A 24,257-nucleotide genomic window follows, 5' to 3' on the forward strand; every position below is an offset into this window, starting at 1 on the left:
TTCAAAAACAATCCGTGCATTCGTGGCCATTCACACCCACAATATTTTCAAAAAACATTTCGTGCATTCGTGGCCATCCACACTCACAATCTTTTCAAAAATAATTTGCGACTCGAGCGATAGCGAACAGACGAAGTAATTTGCGGTCACCTACTCACAAACTTTTCAAAAACAATCCGTGCATTCGTGGCCATTCACACCCACAATATTTTCAAAAATAATTTGCGAATTTGCGGTCATCCACTCACAAAACATTGCGCACCTAGCGTAACCCTTTGCGAGCTTTGCGGTTAAACCATTAAACTTTTAAACAACCTTAAACAAGCAACCTAAAACTCACTATTACAATCCGCAATACCTGGCAGAATCAAATCCTTATCAGATACAATCGCATCCTTCAAATCCATTCCCCAATCAATTTGCAACGTAGGATCATCAAAACGAATCCCACCCTCACTGGCTTTATTATAAAACTGATCGCATTTATACATCACCACCGCCGTATCACTCAAGACCGAAAAGCCATGAGCAAAACCCTGAGGTACTAGTAATTGTTTTTTATTTTCGGCGGTTAATTTAATCCCAAAATGCTGTCCATAGGTTGGTGAGTCTTTTCTTAAATCGACCGCCACATCCATAATCTCACCTTGCAACACTCGAACCAACTTGGTTTGTGCATACGGCGGATTCTGATAATGCAACCCTCTTAAGGTCCCTTTTTGGGAAAACGATTGGTTGTCTTGTACAAAATCGATGGCAATACCAAGCGCACTGAACTTGTTTTTATTGTAGCCTTCAAAAAAATACCCACGAGAATCCTCAAAAACATCGGGGGTTAGGACTACTAAATCTTTTATAAATGTTTCTTCTTTATTCATGTTGCAAATTTATATTTTTATTTTAAATGGGAAAGAGGTTGATGAGGTATATTGGTTAATGGGTTAATCGCTTAATTGTTTATGGTTCGTGGTTTATCGTTTAACTGGTGTTCTTAATAAAAAGTGGCAATGATGCATCTCAGCTTGAGTAGTTGCTACTGAGCGAAGTCGAAGTATAGTCGAGAGGCGACTAGTTCCTTTTTCTTTTCCACAGCTCTAAAGGGCAGAAGAAGGAATCGCTTTACAAGATAGAGGTAATCGTCACAGGAATAATATTTCATATAAAAAACACCCTGTTGTTTTGAAAACGAGTCCACTACTATAGCAGCATTGAATTCCCCTCTTGAGAGGGGCTAGGGGTGTGTCATGTAAGTGCAAGATCAGGAATAAATAAATAAATAAATGAATGGATAAAAAATTTCCTTATGAGCTACGTTTACGCCAAGACAAAACAAGAACACCCATTTCTATTTTCTATGCTTTATTATAAAACTTCTCTGCTCAATGAAACACACCACCAGCCCCTCTCAAGAGGGGAGTACGTTTAGTCAAGCACCACACAGCTTACATACTTAAGTTTATCGTAATAAATTTTCATAGCAACTCTTTTGCGAAATTGGTTGTCATACTGAACACTCTTTTTTGGCTCCCTTTAAGTCAGCGGCAAAAAGAAAACTTGCTGATCATAAGTGTTACCTTTAACCTCTTAACTGATTAAACAGTTAAACAATTTTAAACAACCTTAAACAACTAACCACAAACAACTAACCAATTAAACAGTTATACCTCTAAACAACTAATCAATTAAACAATTTTAAACAATTAATCAGTTATACCTCTAAACAACCACAAACAACTAACCACAAACAACTAACCAATTAAACAATTTTAAACAACCTTAAACCATTAACCGATTAAACAGTTATAAACCGACAACCGATAACTGATAACCGACAAACCGCTATCCGACAAACCGCTATCCGACAACTGATAACAGACAACTGAAAACGGAATACATTTTTTAATATATTGCAATAAAAATCCTATGGCAAAAGTAATAGCACCCTTTCAAATAAAAGGCACACTAGACGACCTCAACTTCTATTTGGATGAAAATAAGATCAATCGTGTTCGAACAAAAGGAGAGTCAAGCATGACGACTGAACGATACCAAAAAGACCCTAGCTTTCATAAAATGAGAATGCAAAACCAAGAATTTGCCCAATGCGCAACAATTGCTAAAACATTCAGATTATTAGCACTGCAATTCAATAAAAGAGCTAAAAATGGAAGCTATGCAGGCAGAACAAACAAGTTACTGATCGAAATCTTACAAAATGACCCTTCCAACGAACTAGGAGCGCGCCAATTTAAAGAAGGCATAAAAACCAAAAACGGACTAGAGCAGCTAGTAGGTTTTGAGAGCAACATCTTGCGACCGTTACCGTTAGTCCTTAAAAAGAAAAAATGGACAATAAAAGACAACACCTTTCATTTACCAAAGTACAACCTTGCAACCGACATCGAATGGCCGGAAGACGCCACGCATATCACCTTCTGTTTAGCCATTGCCAATTGGAACATTGAAACCAATCATCATACAACGCACTATGCCGAACCCCAATTCTTTTCAAAATTGACTAGTCCTCAGGACATCACTATTACAGCCATACCACCAACAGACCAAGACCTCCACCTCACTTTCTTGTTCATTGGCTTCTCCAAACAACAAAGCAGCAAGCACGTCCCGCTCCATCGAAAACACAACACGGCAACCCTAATAGCTTACCACTACTTTCCCCAACACCTCAACGATAATACTCCAGCTCAAACCGAAACCTCAGCCGAAATTTTAAAACCTCCATTTACCTTTTCCTAACCCCAATAAAAAACCCTTTCAGAATCCAAAACTCAGAAAGGGTTTAAAAATAGCATCAATTAACTCCTTATAAAGCCTACCCGATAGCTCAAAATCCGAAAAAATTTGTGAATTTGCGGTTATCCTCCTCACTAAACTTTGGATCCCTTGCGGTTATATTTATACCACCAAGAAACACTAAGAAGTCCCTAAGTTTCACAAAGATTTACGGATTTTTTGTTTCCTTTGCTGTTAAAATTTTGGGATTTGGAATTTTAAAAAATTGGAATTTTCATATTCGTGGCTTTTCTCCCTCAAAACAAAAAAACCTTTCCAAGTCCAAAACTCAGAAAGGGTTCCTTTTCTATAAACAACTATCCTAAAAACCGAGAACCGATCCCGAAAGCTTTCGGGACTTATAACTCACACACCATTGTCACCTCGAGCGGAGTCGAGAGGCCACATCTCAGGCGGAAACCGCACATCATCTTCAGAAGTTCGATCCAAAGGTAAAGTCGAAAAAGAAATCAATTTCGAACCTCCTTCTAAGGACTCAATAGCATTAGCATAGCCTTCAGGTAGGTGCAGGACTTTACTTTCGTTAGCTGAAAGCAAGACGCTTTCCACAGGCAGGTCTTTCGAAGGGGATTCCCAATTATCCACTTTGACAAAATGCACGCTGATCGCACCTTGCACACAATAAAAATACTTGTTATCTATTTTATGTCCTTGCCAAGCACGCAAAGGATGCGCCTCGGAATTACTAATAATATAAAACCGAACAATATCTTCAAAGACCATCCCATTTACAAACGAAGTTTGCCCTCTATGATCGGTATGGATGCCACCTTCTATTAGTCTAGGTTGTTTTACATTTGCTTCCATCTTATTTTCTTATATTTTTTTAACTTCTAACTCAACTGTCCGTACATTGTTAACTGCCTTCCACCTCTAACCTCTATCTTCTACCTTTGATTGTCACCTCGAGTAGTCTATACTGAGTGAAGTCGAAGTACAGTCGAAAGGCTTCGTGTCAATAAAACCTGTTTTCAGGTCTATTTAAGGTAGGGCTAAACCGAAAACTCCCACTGATCACTTTCCAACTGAACACTGAATACTTCCTTAGCGTCTCTTGCGTAACTCTTTGCGAACTTCGCGGTTAAACACCAATTAAACTTTTAAACAACCTTAAACCATTAACTTATTAAACCCCTCTCGTCGCCCAATACCTCATACTCAAATACACCCCACTCATCACTATCAAAATTAACATAAAAACAGTAAGACTCAAAGCCTGTTGTTGGATCAAATAAATGGCAGAATAATTCACCGCCAACTGCACCACAGCATACCCTACAGCAACAGCCACATGGGGCAAGCGCTTTTCATTAGCCAAATACTGATACAAGTGCGAACGATGCGCTTCGAGTATATTTTCCCTTTTTCGCAAGCGATTGAAAATGGTCAGTACTGCATCTATACCATAAACAGCGAAGAAAAGCAAATAGCCTACTTGTTGCGTAGCCACAATCAACTTCACCATGTAGTACCCCAAAAACAAGGCCATGGCAACGCTCCCTACATCACCTGCGAAAGTTTTGGCACGTTTCCTCAAATTAAAAAAGGCAAATACCAAACAGGCGATTCCCATTAGATCGAGCATAGGGACATCGTCAACCATTTCGGGTAAAAAACGAAAAGAAACGAGGCTCACTAAAGCATATAACACCGTAATCCCATTGATCCCATCCATAAAGTTAAACGCATTGGTCCAACCAATGAGCAAAATAGCAACTACAGGTAACCACCACCAGCCCAAGACCACTAAATCCAAATCGTACAACACCAAACCAATCGCCAACACATGAGCCACTAATCTTGGCAACTGCGACAAGGGGCGTATATCATCCACAAAACTCACCACAGCCACCAATGAAACAGCCAAGGTCAAAGACCAACTCACATACCCCATCCCAAAACCAAGCACCACCGCTATGGGAAATAAAATCCCACCACCACGTAAGGTAATTTGAGTATGCGAGGACCGCAAATTAGGTTTATCGATAATATTAAACCGATCCGCGATCTTAAAATAAAAAAGTTCCGCCATTAGCAGAACAATAAAGAAAACTATATATATCATTTTTTTTAAACAAATTCTGACTTATAACTCCCAACCATCAGTTAGAGTATTTTAAAAATCGAATGGCATTACTATAAAGCCTACCTCGAGGTTTCATCGAGGTTTCAGTTCGAGCATTAAATTGCGGCAGCTTTCCAATTTATGTGGAGAACCAATCCAATACCTTTCTAGGTTGCCAGCCAACCGATCTAGCTTTACTATCATCAAAAGTCAAATCAGCAGTGATTTTTTTAAGTTTTAGCGAATTAATTGGTGCTTTACTCCCTAAAAAATCCCCCATAAAAGCAATAGCTTTTGCTATAAACAAGGGCATATTCATTGGTCTTGACTTTTTAAGTTGTTCTGATATTGCACTACTTAATTCAAAGAAAGAAGAATGATACCCATCGGTTAAATTATACACTCCTCCCATATTTGCAACTATTGGTATAAACTCAGCCACATCATCTACTAAAACCATACTCTTTTTAGCTTTTCCACCACCAATATTAAAATAGTATCCTTTAGCAATTCCTTTAATCATAGCACCTAAATTACCAGGAGGATTCTTTCCAACTAACAAAGGTAAACGCAGAATGGTACAAACGACATTGTGTTCATTGCACCATTTTTGAACCATTAGCTCAGCTTCAATTTTACTTAAACCATAAGCATCTTTGGCGTCAAGTTTATGCTCTTCATTTATTCCTATTCCAGACTCTTGCCCATAAACAGATACAGAACTTATAAACACAAATTGTTTTGGAACACCAGAAATCTCAAGTCCTTTGAGTAGATTAAGGGTTCCTTCAACATTTATATCATAAAATTGCTTTCTCTCGGCTTCTGTTCTTGGAACACTATGCGCTTTACCTGCAGCATGAATCACCAACTCAAATGAGGAATTAAATTTTGGAATTTCTGATTCTAAAATGATTCTATAATCTCCACCAGTTCTAGACAAGCCAAATACCTTAAAGGTACTCGATAAAATATTTAAAATTGATATACCCAAAAAACCTGTTACTCCTGTTAATAAAACCATATCAAAACTTTTCTAAAACTATGTCCTTTGAAAATAGTTGTTTACACATAGTAACTGACTGAACCCCTTTGTTTTCTATAAATGATGAATTTTCAATAGATAAAGAATTAAGAAATGCAACTATTTCCTGTTCGTCCCATTCAAATGACCAACCACAATCATACTTCTTAACATAATTATCAATTTCAGACCCCAAATCCCCAATGAATAGAATCGGTTTACCTGCTGCCATAATATTATATGTTTTTGAAGGGACACCCAATCCTTTCATACCTTTCTTCAACGTTATCAATCCAATATCACAAGCGTTTAAAAATTGTAATTGCTCGTTTCGTGGCTTTGAACCTAATACTATGACATTTGAAATTTTATCATGTTCAATCATTGCTTCTATCTCATTTTTTATGGCTCCATCACCTATAATGGTTAACACTAAATTTGGATTGGTTGCCTTTTTAAAAATAGAAATAAACTCAACAACTCCTTGTAGTCTGCCTATATTCCCAGCAAAACCAAGGACAATTTTACCTTCAACGTTCTGATTTAAATAATCTGATTTATCAAATATACGATCAGGATAAATAAAATCATCAGCCCAATTTGGTATTACATCAATAACCTGATTTTCCTGATTAGTTTTCAACAACATTAATTGTTTCATATCTTCCCCTAAAACTATTAATCTATCAGCTTGAATAAATGCTTTATTAAAAAAGAATGACAAGAAACTGTATTTGAAACTATCTTTTTTAATCATTCCTGCTGGAATCATGTTTTCAGGATAAACATCATGCACTAAAAATTCTAATTTAATTTTTTTTAAATTTCGCAAAATTGCGGTTGTCAAAATCAAAAAAATAGGATTAGTCACTTGTATTACACGATCCCCGTCTTTTATGTTTTTAAACATAAAAAAACTCATTTTAATGGTCAAAAAAATAAGTTTTAAAAAACGTTGCAGTAAATTATTTTTATCAAAATTGGGAAGAGACACTCTATGAATTACTATTTCTTCACTTAACTTACCATTAGCTGAATGATAACTTTTTTCATAACCTACAGGACCTGCTAAAATAGAAACTCTTTGTTTCTCTGAAATTTTTGTAGCTATATCCGTTAAGATTTGAGCGGTAGAAACTTCATCAGGATAAAATAATTCAGATATTATCCAAACCATAAATTAGCTTTTTTAAATTGTTTCACTCCACACCACACGTTTCACATAATCCGTATAACTCAAGATAATACGAACCATTTTCTCAGAAACATTAGGCATTGAATAATCGGCTACTTTTCTAAAATTACGTTCTCCATCTATTGTTTGGGTTTGCACTTGCACCAAACCTTGTAGGATGCGCTCAGGACTCAATCCTACCATCATAACCGATGCCTCTTCCATCGCTTCGGGGCGTTCATGCGCTTGACGAATATTCAAGGCTCTAAAATTCAAAATAGAAGATTCTTCCGAAATGGTACCACTATCCGACAACACCGCAAAAGAACGCATTTGCAAGGCATTGTAATCATGAAATCCTAGCGGTTTCAAAAATTGTATCTCAGGTCGAACTTCCACCTTCATTTTTTCAATCATATTACGAGTACGGGGATGCGTAGAAACGATAATTGGTAATTTATAAGTATCCGCAATGGCATTCAAAGATGTCATCAAGCCCATAAAGTTTTTCTCGGAATTGATATTTTCCTCTCGATGTGCCGAAACCACAAAGAACTTTCTTTCCTCTAAATCTAGTTTTTCCAACACCTTCGACGCGTCAATTTGTGGCAAATAATAATGTAATACCTCAAACATAGGAGAACCCGTTTTAATGATTCTGTCGGCTGGTAGACCTTCACGTAACAAATATTCTCTAGCAATATCACTATAGGTCAAGTTCACGTCCGAAACGTGATCTACAATTTTACGATTGGTTTCTTCTGGCACCCTTTGATCAAAACAACGATTACCTGCTTCCATATGAAAAATAGGAATATGGCGCTTTTTTGCAGGAATTGCACACAAACAAGAGTTGGTATCCCCCAAAACCAAAAAAGCATCTGGTTTCACTTGCTCCAAAAGAGGATCAATCTTAATCAAGATATTACCTACCGTCTCTGTAGCCGTTGTACCCGCAGCCTCTAAAAAATAATCCGGCTTGCGCAATCCCAAATCCTCAAAAAAGATTTGATTCAATTCATAATCATAATTCTGTCCGGTATGTACAATTACATGCTCAATGGCTTCTGATGCATCTAAGGCAGATAACACTCTAGATAATCGTATAATTTCTGGTCGGGTTCCTACGACCGTCATCACTTTTAGTTTCGTCTTCATATGTTTTTTTTTCACGCAGATATCACAGATTTGCGCGGATTATTTTTTTATTTATCTAAAAATTGTTCACTATTCTTTTTATGTTTTCTTGAATATTTTCGCAATTAAAATTCACTAAAATACCCACCTTCTTTTCTGACAACTTCAAATAGGTAAGCAATTGTTTAAAATGCAATTTGGATAAATCTTCAACTGACTTTATTTCAATTATAACTTTTTCCTCAACTAAAATGTCCAATCTAAATCCTATGTCTAATTTCACACCATCATATAAGACTGGTAATAAAACTTGACTTTTGGTTTCAAGACCATGCTTTTGAAGTTCATAAACTAAAGCTGATTCATAAACAGACTCTAGTAATCCTGGACCGAGATTATTGTAAACTGCAAATATGCATCCTCTTATTTTAAAGGTAATATCGTTCTCTTCCATTACACTTCTATTTTAACTTCTGCGAAAATCAGTGAGCTTTATCACTCTCATCTAACCCCAAATTTAAAACATACATTCTGCGAAAATCAGCGAAATCAGCGAGACACTATCAAACATTCTCAAAATACGTATCGCCATCCTCTGGATCATAAAACTCATTGATCCAAAAATTGGTATACAATACCTCGTCTCCGATATTCTTGATATTATGGGTGTACCAAATGGGCATATCGACATAAGCTGGTGCTTCGCCATCTAAGTAAAAATCCAAGACCTCATCTGTACCTATGCGACGTAATTGAATCAGGGCTTTTCCTTTGATGACTGCAAAACGCTCGATTTTTCGAGTATGGTAATGATTACCTCTCGTAATACCTGGAACAGTAGTGGAGAAAGACACCTGACCTCCTACTCCCAATCGGATAATTTCCACAAAAGCGCCTCTAGGATCGGTATGCTGTACAAACTTTACAGGAAAATGCTTCGCAATATCCATATAACAGCGATAGGTATTGAACAGATTCAATTCAAAAGTGGAATTTATAGATGGTATTTCTCCCTTGTCTTGGTATAGGCTTTTATAGTCTTGTAACAAGGCAAAAATTTCTGATACCTTTGCAGTGGCTGTATGAGGCACTAGTACTTCATCTTGATCTTGACCACTTCGTATAGCTGTAAGTAGTTCCTTAACCAGTTCAGCTACATAAATTAATTTTAATTCACCATCAACTTCAATCGTTGGTGTTTCATTTCTGGCAATCTTGTGACAAAAAGTAGCCACCACTGAATTATAGTTGGGGTGACCAAAGGGTCCAAATACATTTGGAATGATGAATCCTGAAAAAGTACCCCCGTTGTTTTTGGCCCATTGGGCTAATCTTGTCCTTGCTTCTTTTTTCGACTTCCCATACAAATTGTCTCTTTCCTCTTGAGTGGAAGAAGAAAAAAGCACATAGGCTGTACTTTTAGTAGCTTCTAAAGCCGCAACCAACTGAGTGGCCAAGCCTACATTGGTATCGTAAATCATTTGTGGATCCGAATGACGATTCACTGCAGCTAAATGGACTATTACATCACACTGCCCAACGAATTGTTGTAATTGTACTGGGTCTTCAAAAAACGATTTTTGAAAATCCACTCGTTCAAACTCCTCTGGAAACAATCCTAAGGTATTATATAAATGTGTCCCAACAAAACCGGCCTGACCTGTAATTCCTATTTTAATCATTGTCGTATATCTATATTTTTTTCACCTTTTGGAATTATTATTAAAAAAAAACAGTAACCCCCTTCAAATAACTTACTAATTTACCACACCCACAATTCCACAATCTCTGCGACAATCAGCGAAATCCGCGTGCAATATTAAAAAAAACGCGATCACCAGTTCTACCCGCCTCAGCCGCATTCCATCACACACAAATCCAAAAATTTCTGCGTCTATCTCCGAAATCAGCGTGCAATATTAAAAACCCGCAACCATCCGCCTTATCCGCTTCATCTGTGTTCCCATTTCATCCACGTTCTATCCTATTAAAATACTCCAATTCAAACCGATATTCATCTTGAATCTCGCCTAATAAATAATCAGACATCACTAATAATTTTGAAGATTTTTCTTGTGATTGGATACTGGAAACGTATCCAGGAGGCACGTGTAAAACATCCATTTTTTGACCATCTAAATAAAACTCAAACTGTTTTAAATTAGTAGAAGGAGTATCCCAATTGTCAATAGCAACAAGTACAATTTTAAAAGCACCTTGAACAACTGAAAACCAGCGTTGCTCAATTTTATGTCCCTGCCATCCACGTACAAATTCTGTATCTGTATTCTGAATATAATAAATTCGCTTGATCCCTAGTGCATTAAAATCATTATTATAAAACAACTGTCCTCTTTGATCACTATGTACATTCCCTTTTATTAAAATAGGCGCTATCTTAGTACTCATATATAATTTAAAATAGTACAATTAATCACTACTATCCGTTCCCACTATTTTTAAAAATCTGCGCCCATCTGCGACCCGAGTTATAGCGAACAGGCGAAGCAAATCTGCGTGCTTCTTAAAAAATCAACCAAACTCCAATTTATCCACCTCATCTGTGTTCCAAAACAAACAAATCTGCGACAATCTGCTAAATCTGCTTGCCTCTTAAAAAAATCCGCCTCATTCGCTTTCCATCCATCCGCTTCCATCACCACCACAAAAAAATCCGCTACACACCCGCTTCATCCGCCTCATCCGCGTTCCATCCCAATAGCCTCAGACCAACAACTGATCAATCGTCTCTCCTAACACTTCCTGCTTAATAAACGGCAAGTTGCGCAGCAACGCCACCATCCCCTCAACATCCAATTGTTCCGTATTGTGCGAATGATAGTCCTCTATCTTCGACATATCTACTTCCCCTTCCGTGAAATATTGATTGTAATTCAAATCTCTATTGTCTGCAGGTATGCGATAGAAATCCCCCATATCCTCCGCCTTCATCATCTCTTCACGAGTACACAAAGTTTCGTATAATTTTTCCCCATGTCTAGTACCTATTATTTTAACTTCTGCATCGGATTGGCATAATCTTTTCAGGGCTTCAGCCAAATCGCGTATTGTTCCAGCAGGCGCTTTATTAACGAACAAATCGCCAGGGTTCCCGTGTTCAAAGGCAAACAACACTAACTCCACTGCCTCGTCTAAAGACATTAAAAAACGAGTCATATTAGGATCTGTAATTGTCAAGGATTGTCCCGCTTGAATCTGCTTCACAAATAATGGAATCACCGAACCACGCGAAGCCATCACATTCCCATAACGAGTTAGACAAACAGTAGTCTGATTTGCATTCCGAGAGGCCGCCACGGCCACTTTTTCCATCAAAGCTTTGGAAATACCCATCGCATTGATAGGATAAGCCGCTTTGTCCGTACTCAAACAAATCACTTTTTGAACTTGATGAGCTACTGCTGCATCAATCACATTTTGGGTTCCTAACACATTGGTTTTCGTAGCCTCCATTGGAAAAAATTCGCAAGAAGGAACTTGTTTCAAGGCTGCAGCATGGAATACATAATCTACCCCACGCATCGCACGTTCTACACTAGCATAATCACGCACATCACCAATATAAAATTTTATTTTTTCATTTTTGAGTTGGATGCGCATATCCTCCTGTTTTTTTTCATCACGAGAAAAAATTCGAATTTCACTAAAATGATCAGTATTTAAAAATCTATTTAGTACAGCGTTTCCGAAGGATCCAGTACCACCAGTGATGAGAAGGGTTTTATTTTGTATTTTCATTATTTATTTATTTTGAAAATCTTATCTTTTTCAATTTTTGAAGGATAATTAATCAATACTGCTTTATAAGGTCCTTTAAAGACAAATAAACTTCCAGCAGCCACTCCAATAACCCCATGTTGAGTAATTACTTTTTCTATATCATCTAAAGAACCGGCACCTCCTAAAACCGTCATCGGAAGCGTAATTTTTTCTCGAACTTTAGCAATTAAATCCAGATCATATCCTTTCATAACTCCATCTTTATCAATGGAGTTAATTACTATTTCTCCAGCACCTAATTTTTGGGCTTCTTCTGCAAATTTAAAAGGATTGATTCCTGTAGCTTTTTTTCCATTATGCGTATACACTTCATAGCCTCCCAATATTTTTTTTTTGGCATCAAGTACAACAATAACACTTTGAGCACCCACTCGGTCAGAAATATCAGTGATTAATTTAGGATTTTGCAAAACAGCAGAACTTAAAGCAATCTTTTCAATCCCAAGACTAAAAATACGCTGTGCTTGAGCAACCGTTTTAACGCCTCCGCCATAGCATAAAGGCATTCTGGATTGGCTAGCTAAACGCTCTATCAAGCTATAATTAGGTTCTTTTCCTAATACGGTTGCATCTATATCGAAAACAGCCAATTCATCCACCGCTTTCTCATTGAAAATTTTAACCGCATTGATGGGATCACCTACATACTTTGGGTTTTTAAAATTAACGGTTTTCACCAATCCATTCTCATGAATTAAAAGACTGGGTATAATTCTAGGTCTTAACATGCTTACAATTTTGCAAAATTATGTAATAACATTTCACCATAATGATGACTTTTTTCGGGGTGAAATTGTATACCATATACATTATTGTGATAGGCAGCACAAGTAAATTCCCCACCATATTCAGAAGTTGCCAAGATATCATTCAGATGATTGCACTCAAAATAATAAGAATGTAAAAAGTAAAACAGAGCATCTTTCTCTAATCCTTCAAACAATGGATGAGAAATTACAGGATGCACATCATTCCAACCCATGTGAGGCAATCTCGTAACTTGCTGAATTTTTGTCACATCAAATTTTTTAATTGTGGCATCAATCCATTTTAATCCCTCCAACTTTCCCTCATCACTAGAATTCCCCATCATTTGCATGCCTACGCAAATTCCAATAACAGGCACTTTTTTCACCATGACCAATTCGTCTAAAGTTTCACGCATCCCTGATTTGATCAATTCCGACATGGCATGATCAAAATGTCCTACCCCTGGCAAAATTAATTTTTCGGCACCTTCTAGATCAGCCGCTGTTTTAGCAATTTTAGTGGACACATTGACTCTTTTGTAAACATTAACAAAAGCATTGATGTTACCAACACCATAATCAATTATTGTAATCATCTAAATAATCTTTTTTCAAGACCCAATTTTGTCATAATATAAGCACCTATATTCACAAGACCTTGTTTGTTTTTATAATCCTTATATGTTTTATTCTCTCCTTCAAAAATTTCTTGCAAAGCTTCAACTGTCAAGTCTAGTTTGTTTGCAACATATTCAAATTCTTGCTTTAAGGTAAATTCATCTAATTCAGGTTTAGAGATTCTTTCTAATGCTTCCTCCCTTGTCATTTGATTCGTTAAAATCAAACTCGAAAAATGAGCCCTTCTTTTTTCATAACCGAACTTTCTTGGCATCCAATAATCTTCGTAAAAACGAGTGAAGCGAGACTCATGGTGCTTGTGTTGGAATTTTTCCCAACCAAACTTTTCAAATAATAACTTCTCAGCACTGTCTTTATAAAAAGGACACAAATCCAATGGCTTAAAAACCTGCATACCAAGAAAATATCTATAAAAAATCTTATAGGTCAAAATATCTACCAAAGGAAAAGTTTTTAAAGGTCTCGTTCCAAATTTAGAGTGTATATCCTTAATTAATGTTGTATCTATACCAATGGATCCACCCCATTCTCTTGGCTCTCGACAACATTCAGTTGATATATTCGAACCAGTAACCACATATTTTATTTTATTCTTTCTTGCAAACTTATATAAGGAAGAAAAGAAGGCATAATCCTGTGGCAAATCTTGATCAGCTATTTGGGATTTTAATAATGCCACGTGAAGATCTTTCATCTCTTCCCAGTTAATTACTTCCGTGTATAGATCTAAACCTAAACCATTAACAAGTTTTTCAATATTACCAACTGCTTGTTGTGTATTCCACCCTGCATCTACATGAAACAACAATGGTCTCAATCCCATGACTTCTTTCGCGATGTATGCAACGTATGAACTATCAAGTCCTCCACTCAAACCTATAATACAGTCAAAATCTTTTCCTTTTCCTTCTTTTTTAATCTTTTCAGCCATTTTCATCAACTCGATTTGACCTTTTTCATCTGGATGCCAATTTGGCAACATATTGTTGTGAAAATTATGGTAATAATCGGATATTCCATTTTCATCAAAAACAATACTAGGATCAGAGGTATCCATAATTGTTTTGGTGCAAATTTGGTATTTTCTTTTATTCATTTTATTTTTTTATTAATATTTTTATACAATTCAAAATAATCATTGAACTTTATTTTTCTGTCAAAATTTTTAATTGCGCTCTCTCTACAATTATTTTCGTAAAACTCTTTCCCTTTATTTTTTATAAATTCTATAGCATTTATTAATCCGACCACATCTCCTTTATTTACAACAACTCCAGTGCTTTCACTTACAGACTCCACACTACCACCTGTTTTATACGTAATCACAGGTGTTCCACAAGCCAAAGACTCTAAATTCGTAGTGGGAAAAGTATCTTCGAAAGTAGGGTTTAAAAACACATCAGCTCCAGAATATAAATCCGCAAGCTGGCCAACATTTTCTGTCCGTTCAATTCCAATAATTGATTTTGGCAGTTTTTGCATTTGGCTTTTAGACAATCCAACCAAAACAATAGTATACAATTTACTATCTATTAATTCACTCAGTTTTATAAACTCTCCTAGTCCTTTCCTTTCTCCCCATGTACTCGCTACTCCTAAAATGACAAATTTACCTTTTACACTATACAAATCATCAATTACAGTTCTTGATTTTTTAGGATAAAATGTATTCAAATCTATTCCATTCTGAATTACTTCACAGGGGTAATTCTTAAGGAATGAATCCTTAACTTTTCCGGATAACCAATTTGAAACAGAAACAATTGTTAAATTTATTACAGAATTAAAAATCCTTTTTTTCTCAATATAATTTTGTCTAGAACGATCAAAAATTAAACTTGCAGGATATTCTTTTTTTTGTTCACAATGATGGCATTCCGTTTTCCACTTCTCACAACCTACAAAATCAAAATGAGCGCAGTGCCCCGTAAAAGACCAACAATCATGAAAAGTCCAAACAATAGGGATTTGACTTTCTTGGAGATAATTAAATAGTATTTCTATATTGATAAAATAGCCATGCAAATGATGCAGATGAATAATATCAGGTTTAATTTTCTTAATTACATTTATTAAATCTTCGGTTGCCGATTTTGAACTTAAACAATGGTTGTCAAAAATTCTGGTTTCTAATCCGTGCCGATACAAATCAAATTTATTTCCTATCTTGATTACCTCAGATTTACTTGGATTGTTATTTCTAGCATAAGTGATATAACTCGACCAACCATTTTCAAGTATGGTTTCGCCAATTTGCTCAGCAATTCTTCCTACGGAACCACTATTCACCTCAATACTTATTTGTAAAAGTGTTGGCATATAATTATTAAATTATTTATCTTAAGCGGTTATTTTTTCAAACTTAAAAAAACCTTTAAATATTTGGTAGGTAAAAAATATCGCAATTACATCTAATAGTATCCAATCTAATCCGAAGCTGTTTAAAGTCCCATAAAAAACGAATAGTATAATTGCTCTTTTTAGATAGAATAAATAAATATTTTCTTGGCTTAGATTCAAATAAATCCTTTTAAAAAAGAAACCGAGAAAGAATATTGGAATCAAAGAAAACCATTTTCCAAACAAAGCATAAAACTCACCATATAACGTAAACTCATCCGATTGATAGGCTTCACTTACTTTTGATAGACTTGGTGCCCCTCTTTCATTGTAAACGAATGTGGTTGCATTGGAGACCCTAGGTGTATCAAAAATTGTAAATCCAGGTGTTAGAATATTATCCACAATACTTTTAAAATAAAACCATGGATTAAATATACCTGAATATTTATCCGAATTCGTCATTGTTTCTGCACAATAATCCAAAAATCCAATTCTGTCAAAAACCCCAATCAAAACCAAATCTGAACCTTCTGTTGCGGCTTCTTTTATGTCAAATTCTTTTAAAACTTCAAAGGTTTCATTTCCGACATTACCCCGATTTTCAAGTCTTGGCCGAAGAAAAGTAGAAACCGCAAAAACAAGAATCATTATAGGTATCAAGATAGCTCCTAACACTAAATAATTTTTTTTGACTTTTATACAATCGTAAATAGCTAATAAAGCAAAAATCAAATAATTAATTATTGATAAAATAGCAGACCTGCTTCCAGTAAGGGTCTGTATTAACACCATAATTACAACACCTGCAAACACTGCATTTTTAGTCTTATTATCAATTCTGTCTCTAAATAGAAGCAAAAACACAATCGCCATAAATAGCATTGTCCCTAAATTTACAAACAAACTCTGAATCATCCCCATAATCCCTTCCAAAAAGCCCAAACCAACTTGCTGGTAAAAAGCAAAGAAATAACCAATTGCAATAAAAACAACAACCAAATGCGTTTTTACGGGTTTACTATCCAAAGCTTTAGCAAGGATACTTGGTCTCAGACCATTTATTGTTAGACCAAAATAAAACATTAAGTTAGCTACTAATATAAAAACCAACGCATAATTAAGATTACTAGCAGTAAAAGGAAATCGCATAAAAACATTTGAAAAGGAATAATTCAACAGCGTTACAATTCTTAAGAGAAAATAAAATATCATTTGCAAACATAACAAAATAACAAAGGGGTCTCTCCTCTTTTTTTCCAAAAATAAAAAGACACCAATCTGAAAGGACAATACTGTACCTAATAGAATCGTATTGAAATTCACATATAAAGCCTCTCCGTTTTTAAAGTACGAATGCCATAATAAAATCAATATGCCCAAATTGGACATTTTTAATATTTTGTTTAAATCTATGTTTTTAACATCTTGGATCATTACTATTGCAAAGTTATTTAATTCTGAAACGACAATATATATATCCAACCGTGGCTTTGACCCTTCTTATTAAATTACTAGCACTCAATGACTCCAAATAAGATTCACTAGCTTTCGAATATAAAGAAAGATAATGATACATACGAGCTGAATTGAAGTTATAAAGTGAAATAGCCGATTTCTGTTCGTCCACTGAAAGATCTTGCAAATATTTATCCAATAAACACCTTGCCCTACCAATTTGTTTAACCGAATACGAAATATTCTCCCCTACCCAATATCCTCCATGACTTTGATCAAGAAATTTAAAACGGTTCGTCACTTTAGCCACTCTAATCCAATAATCATAGTCTTCAACAGCAATTAGTTTTTTATCTTCTGTAATATCACCAACAAGATCAACAATTTCTTTTTTAATTACTACACTTGAATTTACAACTGCATTTCCATTTACAATTAAATCAATAAAATAATTCCCACCTAACGATCTACTTTTCGTTCTCCCTATTAAACTTTTCCCATTTTTATAAATATCCAATTCATGGTGAACCAAATCATATTCTTTCAAATAAGGCAAAGATACTGCCAATTTATTAGGATACCACCAATCATCGGAATCCAAAAATGCAATAATATCACCTTTTGCCTTTTGAATGCCATTATTCCGAGGCCTAGCAGGTCCTCCAAAATTTTCGCCCTTAATATATTGTATTGTTAATAATGAACTAAATTTATCTACAACTTCTTTAGTATTATCAGTTGACCCATCATCACAAACCAACACTTCAAAATTCTTATAGGTTTGATTTTGCAATGATTTCAAGCATCTATCTAAATCGTTAGCTCTATTGTAAGTTGGTATTATTACTGAAACAAAAAAATCTTCCATGACTATTATTTAAAAAATTCCTTATTTAGTCTAGTTCTTTCTAATTCTTCTTTTGTAAAATTTTTAAAATAGTCATAAGTTATTTTAAGACCCTCTTCACGTGAAATTTTAGGTTCCCAATTTAAAAGCGATTTTGCTTTTGTAATATCAGGTTGCCTTTGTTTTGGATCGTCCTGTGGTAGAGGGCGGTACACTATTTTTTGATTTGTTCCTGTTAATTTTATAATCTCATGAGCAAAATCGTTCATCGTAATCTCATTTGGATTTCCAATATTTATAGGAAAAACATAGTCTGACATCAACAATCTGTAAATACCTTCTACCAAATCATCTACAAAACAAAAAGCTCTCGTCTGTGAACCATCTCCAAAAATAGTCAAGTCTTCCCCTCTCAATGCCTGTCCTATAAAGGCAGGTAAAACTCTCCCATCATTCAACCTCATTCTTGGCCCATATGTATTGAAAATCCTCACTATTCTTGTTTCTAAACCGTGAAAAGTATGATATGCCATCGTAATTGCCTCCTGAAATCTTTTGGCTTCATCATAAACACTTCGCGGACCGACAGGATTTACATTACCCCAATACTCTTCTGGTTGGGGGTGTACTGTGGGATCTCCATATACTTCGGATGTTGAAGCGATCAAAAACCTCGCTTTTTTTTCTTTAGCCAATCCTAACAAATTATGAGTACCTAAAGAACCTACTTTAAGAGTCTGTATTGGTATTTTCAAATAATCTATTGGGCTTGCTGGAGATGCAAAATGTAAAATATAATCCAATTTACCACTAACATGCACAAAATTGGAAACATCATGATTGTAAAACTCAAAATTCTTTAACGGAAATAAATGTTCTATGTTTTTCAAATCTCCTGTAATAAGATTGTCCATCCCTACAACTTGAAATCCTTCTAAAATAAAACGATCGCACAAATGCGAACCCAAAAACCCAGCTGCACCTGTAATCAATATTCTTTTATTCATAATTTAATCGTTTTTTGTTCCAATTCCATAATATTCAAAACCTAACTCATTCATTTCCTTACCATCAAATATATTTCTACCATCAAATATAATTGGGTTAGTAAGAAGTGATTTAATTTTATCAAAATTAGGCGAGCGAAAATCGGTCCATTCTGTAACAATCAATAAGGCATCAGCATTTACTAAAGTATCGTATTCATTGTTACAATAAACAATTTTATCTCCAATAATGTGTCTAGCCTCATTCATAGCAACTGGATCAAAAGCCTGTACATTGCCGCCCGCTTTTAAAATACTATCCACTAAAACTAAAGAGGGAGCTTCCCTCATATCATCTGTATTAGGCTTAAAAGAAAGTCCCCACATGGCTATAGTTTTACCTTTAAGATTTCCTTGAAAACGATTGTTCAATTTATTAAACAAAACTGTTTTCTGATATTCATTAACCGCTTCAACAGCTTGTAAAATTTGCATAGAATATCCATTCTCAGCAGCCGTTTTCATCAATGCTTTAACATCTTTTGGAAAACAAGAACCACCGTATCCAATTCCTGGATAAATAAATTTATTGCCTATTCTTGCATCACTTCCAATTCCTTTTCTGACCATATTCACATCAGCTCCTATGATTTCGCAAAGATTCGCAATATCGTTCATAAAACTAATCTTTGTAGCCAACATACTATTAGCAGCATACTTGGTCATCTCTGCACTTGGCACATCCATAAATATAATTGGATGACCATTCAGTAAAAAAGGTTTGTATAATTTACGCATTACCTCTTCAGCTTGTTTACTTGAAACTCCAACCACAATTCGATCTGGTTTTAAAAAATCATCGATAGCAGCTCCCTCTTTCAAAAATTCTGGGTTTGAAGCCACATCAAACGAAATATTGAGTTTCCGTTTCTCCAACTCTTTTTGTATAGCCATTTGTACTTTTTGAGCAGTGCCGACAGGAACAGTGCTTTTGGTTACAATTACACCATAATTATTCATATACTGCCCTATTTCACTTGCCACAGCAAGAACGTATTGCAAATCTGCACTTCCATTTTCTCCAGGAGGAGTTCCTACAGCAATAAAAGCTACATCCGCACCAGCAATACTTTGTTGTAATGAAGTCGAAAATTTTAACTTTCCTTTTGAAACATTTTTAATTACCAAAGCTTCAAGACCAGGTTCAAAAATTGGAAGTACTCCATTATTTAAATTACTTATTTTTTTTGCGTCTATATCAACACAAATAACATCAATACCTACTTCTGCGAAACACGTTCCTGTTACTAGTCCAACGTAACCTGTACCTACTACAACTATTTTCATACTTTTCTTAATAATTCTTTATTAGCTGCCACTTCTCTCAATGCACCACTTGAAAATCGATGATCTCTTTTATTATAGTACAATTCGATACCTTTCTCTTCGCAATAAGTTCTACCTGTAAAATTTTTCTCTCTGTATTCATCTCCAATAATACGAACATTAATTTTGAAAGAGTGGAGAATATCTTCTAAATCCTATTCCGTTGCGTAAGGTATAATCTCATCAAAATGCACGCAAGCATTGAGTTTTATATAGCGCTCTACTACGGTTTGTGTAGGTCTGTTTTTCTCGGGACGATCAAGAGTGGGATCAGTTTGCAATCCTACAATTAAATAGTCACAATGTCTTTTGGCTTCTTCAAGCATTTTGACATGTCCTGCATGAAACAAATCGAACGCACTAAAGGTTATGCATATTTTAATATTATTTAGGAGCATATTTAATTTGGTTTTTATTTTAAAAATATACATGTTTAGGTATAAACCCCTTAAATTAAACTATTTTTTTTACTTGCTTTTACATACAAATACTCCAAAACATGCTTCTTTGCTCCAAGAAACAAATAATAAAGCCTTCTTTTTTCTATTTTGTTAATTTCTGGATATACTGTAGTAAAACACTGAATCCATGCTTTTTTATTTTCTACAAAATAAGAAAACCAAACAGCTCCAGCACCAACTTTTAGTTTATATTGTTGAGCAGGCCTCAATTCATTCTTAGATAAATGATTATAAAACATTTTGTATATCTCAACAATTTGGGTCTTCATTTTTATGCTACTTCTTATCGTAGTAGCATGTTGTCTAAAGTAATTAAGCGGTTGAGATACATAATAAAAATCCGTTTTCTCTGTCAGATCCAACCAAAACTCCCAATCGGCCACAACCAAATACTGATCCGATAGTCCATTAATTTCTTTAAATAGGTCATGCTTGATTAAAGCGGCACTCAAATTTGGAATAACACAAGAAAAAGAAAGAAACTCCTTCATTTTATCTGCTTTAATCAACCCATTTTCTTTTACAGCATCTTTAAAACTTTTTTCTCTTCCATAAAAATCATCCGCAAAGGTTTTTCCTTTTTCATCAACAAGATTACTTTTAGAAAAAACTACTCCTACAGACGCATTGCTCTCAAACGCTTTCAAAAGTACTTCAATTTGGTTTGCCTCAGCAAAATCATCGCATTGCGCAAAAAGAATATATTCCCCTTTGGCAAACGAGGCCCCAAAATTACTGGCTTTTACATAACTTCCAGAATTCTGCGTCTGTAATTTTAAAGTTATATTTTCAAAATGTTCATACTCCCTAAGAATTTCTTGACTTCCATCGGTAGAACAATCATCAATAATAATAATTTCAATATTAGGATAGGTTTGGTTTACCAAGCTATCTAAGGCTTGCCTTAAATATTCCTGATGATTATAACTCGTAAAAACGATGCTTACTAAAGGTTGATTCAATTTATCCATTCAACAAACCTTTTTCTTTTAATTCACCCAAAGACTTTCTATAATCAGTGGTGTCTTTTGGTATATCATTTTGCTCTAATGCCCAGTCTATAAAACTGTGTAATCCGTCTTTAAAACTCCATTTTGGTTCAAAACCGACAACTTCTCTAATCAAAGTTAAGTCGGCGAAATTGTGTCTTATATCTCCTTCTCTAAAAGCTCCTGAAATTTTAATTTCAGAATCACTTTTTAAATAACTTACAATTTCTTGGGCAACTTCTAGAACATTTACTGGTACTCCACTGCCAACATTAAGAATATGCTGTCCTTTTTTCTCTAATTTCAAACAACTTATTGTAGCTGCAACCACATCTTGAATATGCACAAAATCTCTGCTTTCAAGCCCATCCTCAAAAATATTGATTTCTTCATTTTGCAAAGCCAAACGCGTAAAAATAGATAAAATACCCGTGTATGGGTTTTTCAAAGATTGACCTGGACCATATACATTTTGGTAACGCAAAGCATAACCATTGATATTCTTTAATTGGGTTGCCAAAATAATCATTTGCTCTTGGACCTGCTTAGTAATTCCATAAAAAGAAGATGGATGAATTTTGGAAGACTCATCTGTTGCTTCAACTTCTAAATTATGTTTTCCTGATTTAGGACAACATACCTCAAAACTTTCTTTTACATTTTTAAAAGTTCTCGAGTTTGGATAAACCGCTCCGTGTTCTGGAGAATTATATTTTCCTTCCCCATATATGGATCTTGAAGAAGCAACTATTACGCTTTTTATTTGATGGTTTTCGTTTATGATATAATCACATAAATTAGCCGTTGTCTGAACATTTACATTGGTATAATGCGAAACAGCATACATCGATTGACCCGTACCTGTTTCGGCAGCATAATGTATTACCGCATCTTGTCCTTCTAGTGCGGCATAAAGCACCGATTTATCGGCTACATCACCTACAATTAATTTTACTTTACCGTTTAAATCATCAGACAATTCATTTTTATCACCATGAATTTGTGGAAGAAAATTATCTAAAATTGTAATTTCATACCCTTCTTTAACTAATATTCTGGCTACATTAGAACCTATAAAACCAGCTCCTCCTGTAATTAATACCTTTTTCATTATAAATTATAATTAATTATTTGCATTTACTGTTAGCCATTTTTCAGACTTTAAATCGTATTTTTTTATCACTTTTGCGGGACTACCTACTGCAATACAGTAATCTCCAATATCACTTGTTACAACAGAATTTGCTCCAATAACACTGTTTTTACCAACACTTGCACCTATAATACATACGTTTTCACCAATCCAGCAACCGGATTGCAAAACTACTTCTCTTTTAAATTTTACAGCCTGATCTTTTATAGGAATATTTATATTTTCATAATCATGAAGATTATCTGATATATACACATTGTTAGCTACTAATACATCGTTCTCAAAAACTACTTTTCTTACGGATATGACATGGCAATAATCCCCTATAGCACAATTGTCTCCGATTGAAAGTATTGGATTTTCGTTATCAATTTTTAAAGCTAATAACCAGCCTCCTCTTTGGACAACTGAGTTGCGACCAATAGATATGTATTTTTTACCCTGTACTCTAACAGAAAAAAAAACAATACTTCTTAAACTTAAAAAGTTGTAATTCAATACATTAAAAATGAAATAAAAAAGGCGGGGAATTAATTTTAGATAATTTATTATCATTTGCATACATTAAAAATAATAATTACAATTTTCTATAATCCTTTTAAATATTCTTTAAATCTGTCAACATCCAACATAATTTCGGCATTTTTTTCAAACCACTCGTCCGGGTAATTCCACCATTCGCTTTTTTCAAAAAGGGCTATAGTTTCCGGATCAAAGCGGTATTTAAGATGTCTTGCGGGAACACCGCCTACTACTGAATAAGGTTCTACATCTTTTACAACAATCGCACCGGAAGCAATAACAGCTCCATTTCCAATTTTAACACCGTCAATAATTACAACTTTTTCACCTATCCAAACATCATGGCCTATATATACCCTTTTATATAATTCTAATTTATCTTCTTTAACAAAGACCTTAGGCAATGCATCCGTATTGAAATAAAAGCTTGGATGAGTTGTTACTCTATTCATATCATGCATTCCCGGAGCAATGCTTACTGATGCCGCAATAGAACAAAATTTACCTATTTCGCAATGAAAAATTCTTCCACTCATTTGAATATAACTATAAGCTCCAATTTTACAATTATACACCTTCGTATTATCAAAGATTACTACATATTTTTCGAAATCAGATTCTATAACCTGACTTGTTAAATCAAATAAACATGTTGGGTTTTGTTGTCTCAATTTGGCATTTCTATATAGCGAACCACAGAGTCTTTTAAAAT

General features: G+C 34.9%; 22 protein-coding genes and 2 pseudogenes. 1 reads left to right on the forward strand and 23 read right to left on the reverse strand.

Features of this window, described 5'->3' with window-relative positions; translation table 11 throughout:
* Positions 1–329 precede the first annotated feature (329 nt).
* Positions 330–878 (reverse strand): dTDP-4-dehydrorhamnose 3,5-epimerase, encoded by a 549-nt coding sequence (rfbC, locus tag FLB_RS11465; protein ID WP_064716110.1) that lies wholly within the window; start codon positions 876–878, stop codon positions 330–332.
* A gap of 1,045 nt (positions 879–1,923) precedes the next feature.
* Between rfbC and FLB_RS11470 the strand changes: the two genes are divergently transcribed.
* Positions 1,924–2,757 (forward strand): hypothetical protein, encoded by an 834-nt coding sequence (locus FLB_RS11470; RefSeq protein ID WP_064716111.1) that lies wholly within the window; start codon positions 1,924–1,926, stop codon positions 2,755–2,757.
* 402 nt (positions 2,758–3,159) lie between these two features.
* On the opposite strand, the gene FLB_RS11475 is transcribed toward FLB_RS11470, so the two are convergent.
* The 22 genes and pseudogenes from FLB_RS11475 to FLB_RS14555 form a co-directional block, all read right to left on the reverse strand.
* Entirely contained in the window at positions 3,160–3,621 is a 462-nt protein-coding gene (locus FLB_RS11475) for a dTDP-4-dehydrorhamnose 3,5-epimerase family protein (protein ID WP_064716112.1), read from the reverse strand.
* 319 nt (positions 3,622–3,940) lie between these two features.
* Complete coding sequence (locus FLB_RS11480; RefSeq protein ID WP_064716113.1) at positions 3,941–4,879, reverse strand: MraY family glycosyltransferase; 939 nt, start codon at positions 4,877–4,879, stop codon at positions 3,941–3,943.
* A 139-nt stretch (positions 4,880–5,018) separates the two neighbouring features.
* Positions 5,019–5,903: an NAD-dependent epimerase/dehydratase family protein gene (locus FLB_RS11485; RefSeq protein ID WP_064716114.1), complete on the reverse strand. Its 885-nt coding sequence runs from the start codon at positions 5,901–5,903 to the stop codon at positions 5,019–5,021.
* A 1-nt stretch (position 5,904) separates the two neighbouring features.
* Entirely contained in the window at positions 5,905–7,080 is a 1,176-nt protein-coding gene (locus FLB_RS11490; RefSeq protein ID WP_064716115.1) for a glycosyltransferase family 4 protein, read from the reverse strand.
* 12 nt (positions 7,081–7,092) lie between these two features.
* Entirely contained in the window at positions 7,093–8,235 is a 1,143-nt protein-coding gene (wecB, locus tag FLB_RS11495; RefSeq protein ID WP_064716116.1) for a non-hydrolyzing UDP-N-acetylglucosamine 2-epimerase, read from the reverse strand.
* Between the two features lie 55 nt (positions 8,236–8,290).
* Positions 8,291–8,668 carry a GxxExxY protein gene (locus tag FLB_RS11500; RefSeq protein WP_064716117.1) on the reverse strand — a complete coding sequence of 126 codons (378 nt, stop codon included), beginning with the start codon at positions 8,666–8,668 and terminating at the stop codon, positions 8,291–8,293.
* Between the two features lie 109 nt (positions 8,669–8,777).
* Positions 8,778–9,896, reverse strand: a complete 1,119-nt coding sequence (locus FLB_RS11505) for an NAD-dependent epimerase/dehydratase family protein (protein ID WP_064716118.1) — start codon at positions 9,894–9,896, stop codon at positions 8,778–8,780.
* A 286-nt stretch (positions 9,897–10,182) separates the two neighbouring features.
* On the reverse strand, positions 10,183–10,623 hold the full coding sequence (locus FLB_RS11510) for a WxcM-like domain-containing protein (RefSeq protein WP_082923278.1): 441 nt from the start codon (positions 10,621–10,623) through the stop codon (positions 10,183–10,185).
* A 315-nt stretch (positions 10,624–10,938) separates the two neighbouring features.
* A complete protein-coding gene (locus tag FLB_RS11515) occupies positions 10,939–11,973 on the reverse strand; it encodes a polysaccharide biosynthesis protein (RefSeq protein WP_064716119.1) in 1,035 nt (344 codons plus the stop codon).
* The gene (locus FLB_RS11520; protein ID WP_064716120.1) at positions 11,973–12,743 is read right to left on the reverse strand and encodes an AglZ/HisF2 family acetamidino modification protein; all 771 of its coding nucleotides are present in this window, start codon (positions 12,741–12,743) and stop codon (positions 11,973–11,975) included. The genes FLB_RS11515 and FLB_RS11520 overlap by 1 nt, the downstream gene beginning before the upstream one ends.
* Before the next feature lie 2 nt (positions 12,744–12,745).
* The gene (gene hisH, locus FLB_RS11525; RefSeq protein ID WP_064716121.1) at positions 12,746–13,360 is read right to left on the reverse strand and encodes an imidazole glycerol phosphate synthase subunit HisH; all 615 of its coding nucleotides are present in this window, start codon (positions 13,358–13,360) and stop codon (positions 12,746–12,748) included.
* On the reverse strand, positions 13,357–14,499 hold the full coding sequence (locus tag FLB_RS11530; RefSeq protein ID WP_064716122.1) for an N-acetyl sugar amidotransferase: 1,143 nt from the start codon (positions 14,497–14,499) through the stop codon (positions 13,357–13,359). Before FLB_RS11530 ends, hisH begins: the two co-directional genes overlap by 4 nt.
* A complete protein-coding gene (locus FLB_RS11535; RefSeq protein WP_064716123.1) occupies positions 14,496–15,722 on the reverse strand; it encodes a glycosyltransferase in 1,227 nt (408 codons plus the stop codon). Before FLB_RS11535 ends, FLB_RS11530 begins: the two co-directional genes overlap by 4 nt.
* A gap of 21 nt (positions 15,723–15,743) precedes the next feature.
* The gene (locus FLB_RS11540) at positions 15,744–16,895 is read right to left on the reverse strand and encodes a hypothetical protein (protein WP_157490607.1); all 1,152 of its coding nucleotides are present in this window, start codon (positions 16,893–16,895) and stop codon (positions 15,744–15,746) included.
* Positions 16,896–17,193: 298 nt separating this feature from the next.
* Positions 17,194–18,069 (reverse strand): glycosyltransferase family 2 protein, encoded by an 876-nt coding sequence (locus FLB_RS11545; RefSeq protein WP_064716125.1) that lies wholly within the window; start codon positions 18,067–18,069, stop codon positions 17,194–17,196.
* 5 nt (positions 18,070–18,074) lie between these two features.
* Positions 18,075–19,055, reverse strand: a complete 981-nt coding sequence (locus FLB_RS11550) for a UDP-glucuronic acid decarboxylase family protein (protein WP_064716126.1) — start codon at positions 19,053–19,055, stop codon at positions 18,075–18,077.
* Positions 19,056–19,058: 3 nt separating this feature from the next.
* A complete protein-coding gene (locus FLB_RS11555) occupies positions 19,059–20,381 on the reverse strand; it encodes a UDP-glucose dehydrogenase family protein (RefSeq protein ID WP_064716127.1) in 1,323 nt (440 codons plus the stop codon).
* Positions 20,378–20,803: pseudogene (locus FLB_RS11560) on the reverse strand (adenylyltransferase/cytidyltransferase family protein). Before FLB_RS11560 ends, FLB_RS11555 begins: the two are co-directional and overlap by 4 nt.
* Before the next feature lie 65 nt (positions 20,804–20,868).
* Positions 20,869–21,852 carry a glycosyltransferase gene (locus FLB_RS11565; protein ID WP_064716128.1) on the reverse strand — a complete coding sequence of 328 codons (984 nt, stop codon included), beginning with the start codon at positions 21,850–21,852 and terminating at the stop codon, positions 20,869–20,871.
* Positions 21,845–22,981 carry an NAD-dependent epimerase/dehydratase family protein gene (locus FLB_RS11570; RefSeq protein WP_064716129.1) on the reverse strand — a complete coding sequence of 379 codons (1,137 nt, stop codon included), beginning with the start codon at positions 22,979–22,981 and terminating at the stop codon, positions 21,845–21,847. The genes FLB_RS11565 and FLB_RS11570 overlap by 8 nt, the downstream gene beginning before the upstream one ends.
* A 12-nt stretch (positions 22,982–22,993) precedes the next feature.
* The gene (locus tag FLB_RS11575; protein ID WP_064716130.1) at positions 22,994–23,584 is read right to left on the reverse strand and encodes an acyltransferase; all 591 of its coding nucleotides are present in this window, start codon (positions 23,582–23,584) and stop codon (positions 22,994–22,996) included.
* A gap of 175 nt (positions 23,585–23,759) precedes the next feature.
* A pseudogene (locus FLB_RS14555) lies at positions 23,760–23,895 on the reverse strand (hypothetical protein); the annotation flags it as partial.
* Between the last annotated feature and the right edge of the window lie 362 nt (positions 23,896–24,257).

The organism is Flavobacterium succinicans (genome assembly GCF_001662485.1).
GTDB classification, from domain to species: domain Bacteria; phylum Bacteroidota; class Bacteroidia; order Flavobacteriales; family Flavobacteriaceae; genus Flavobacterium; species Flavobacterium succinicans_A.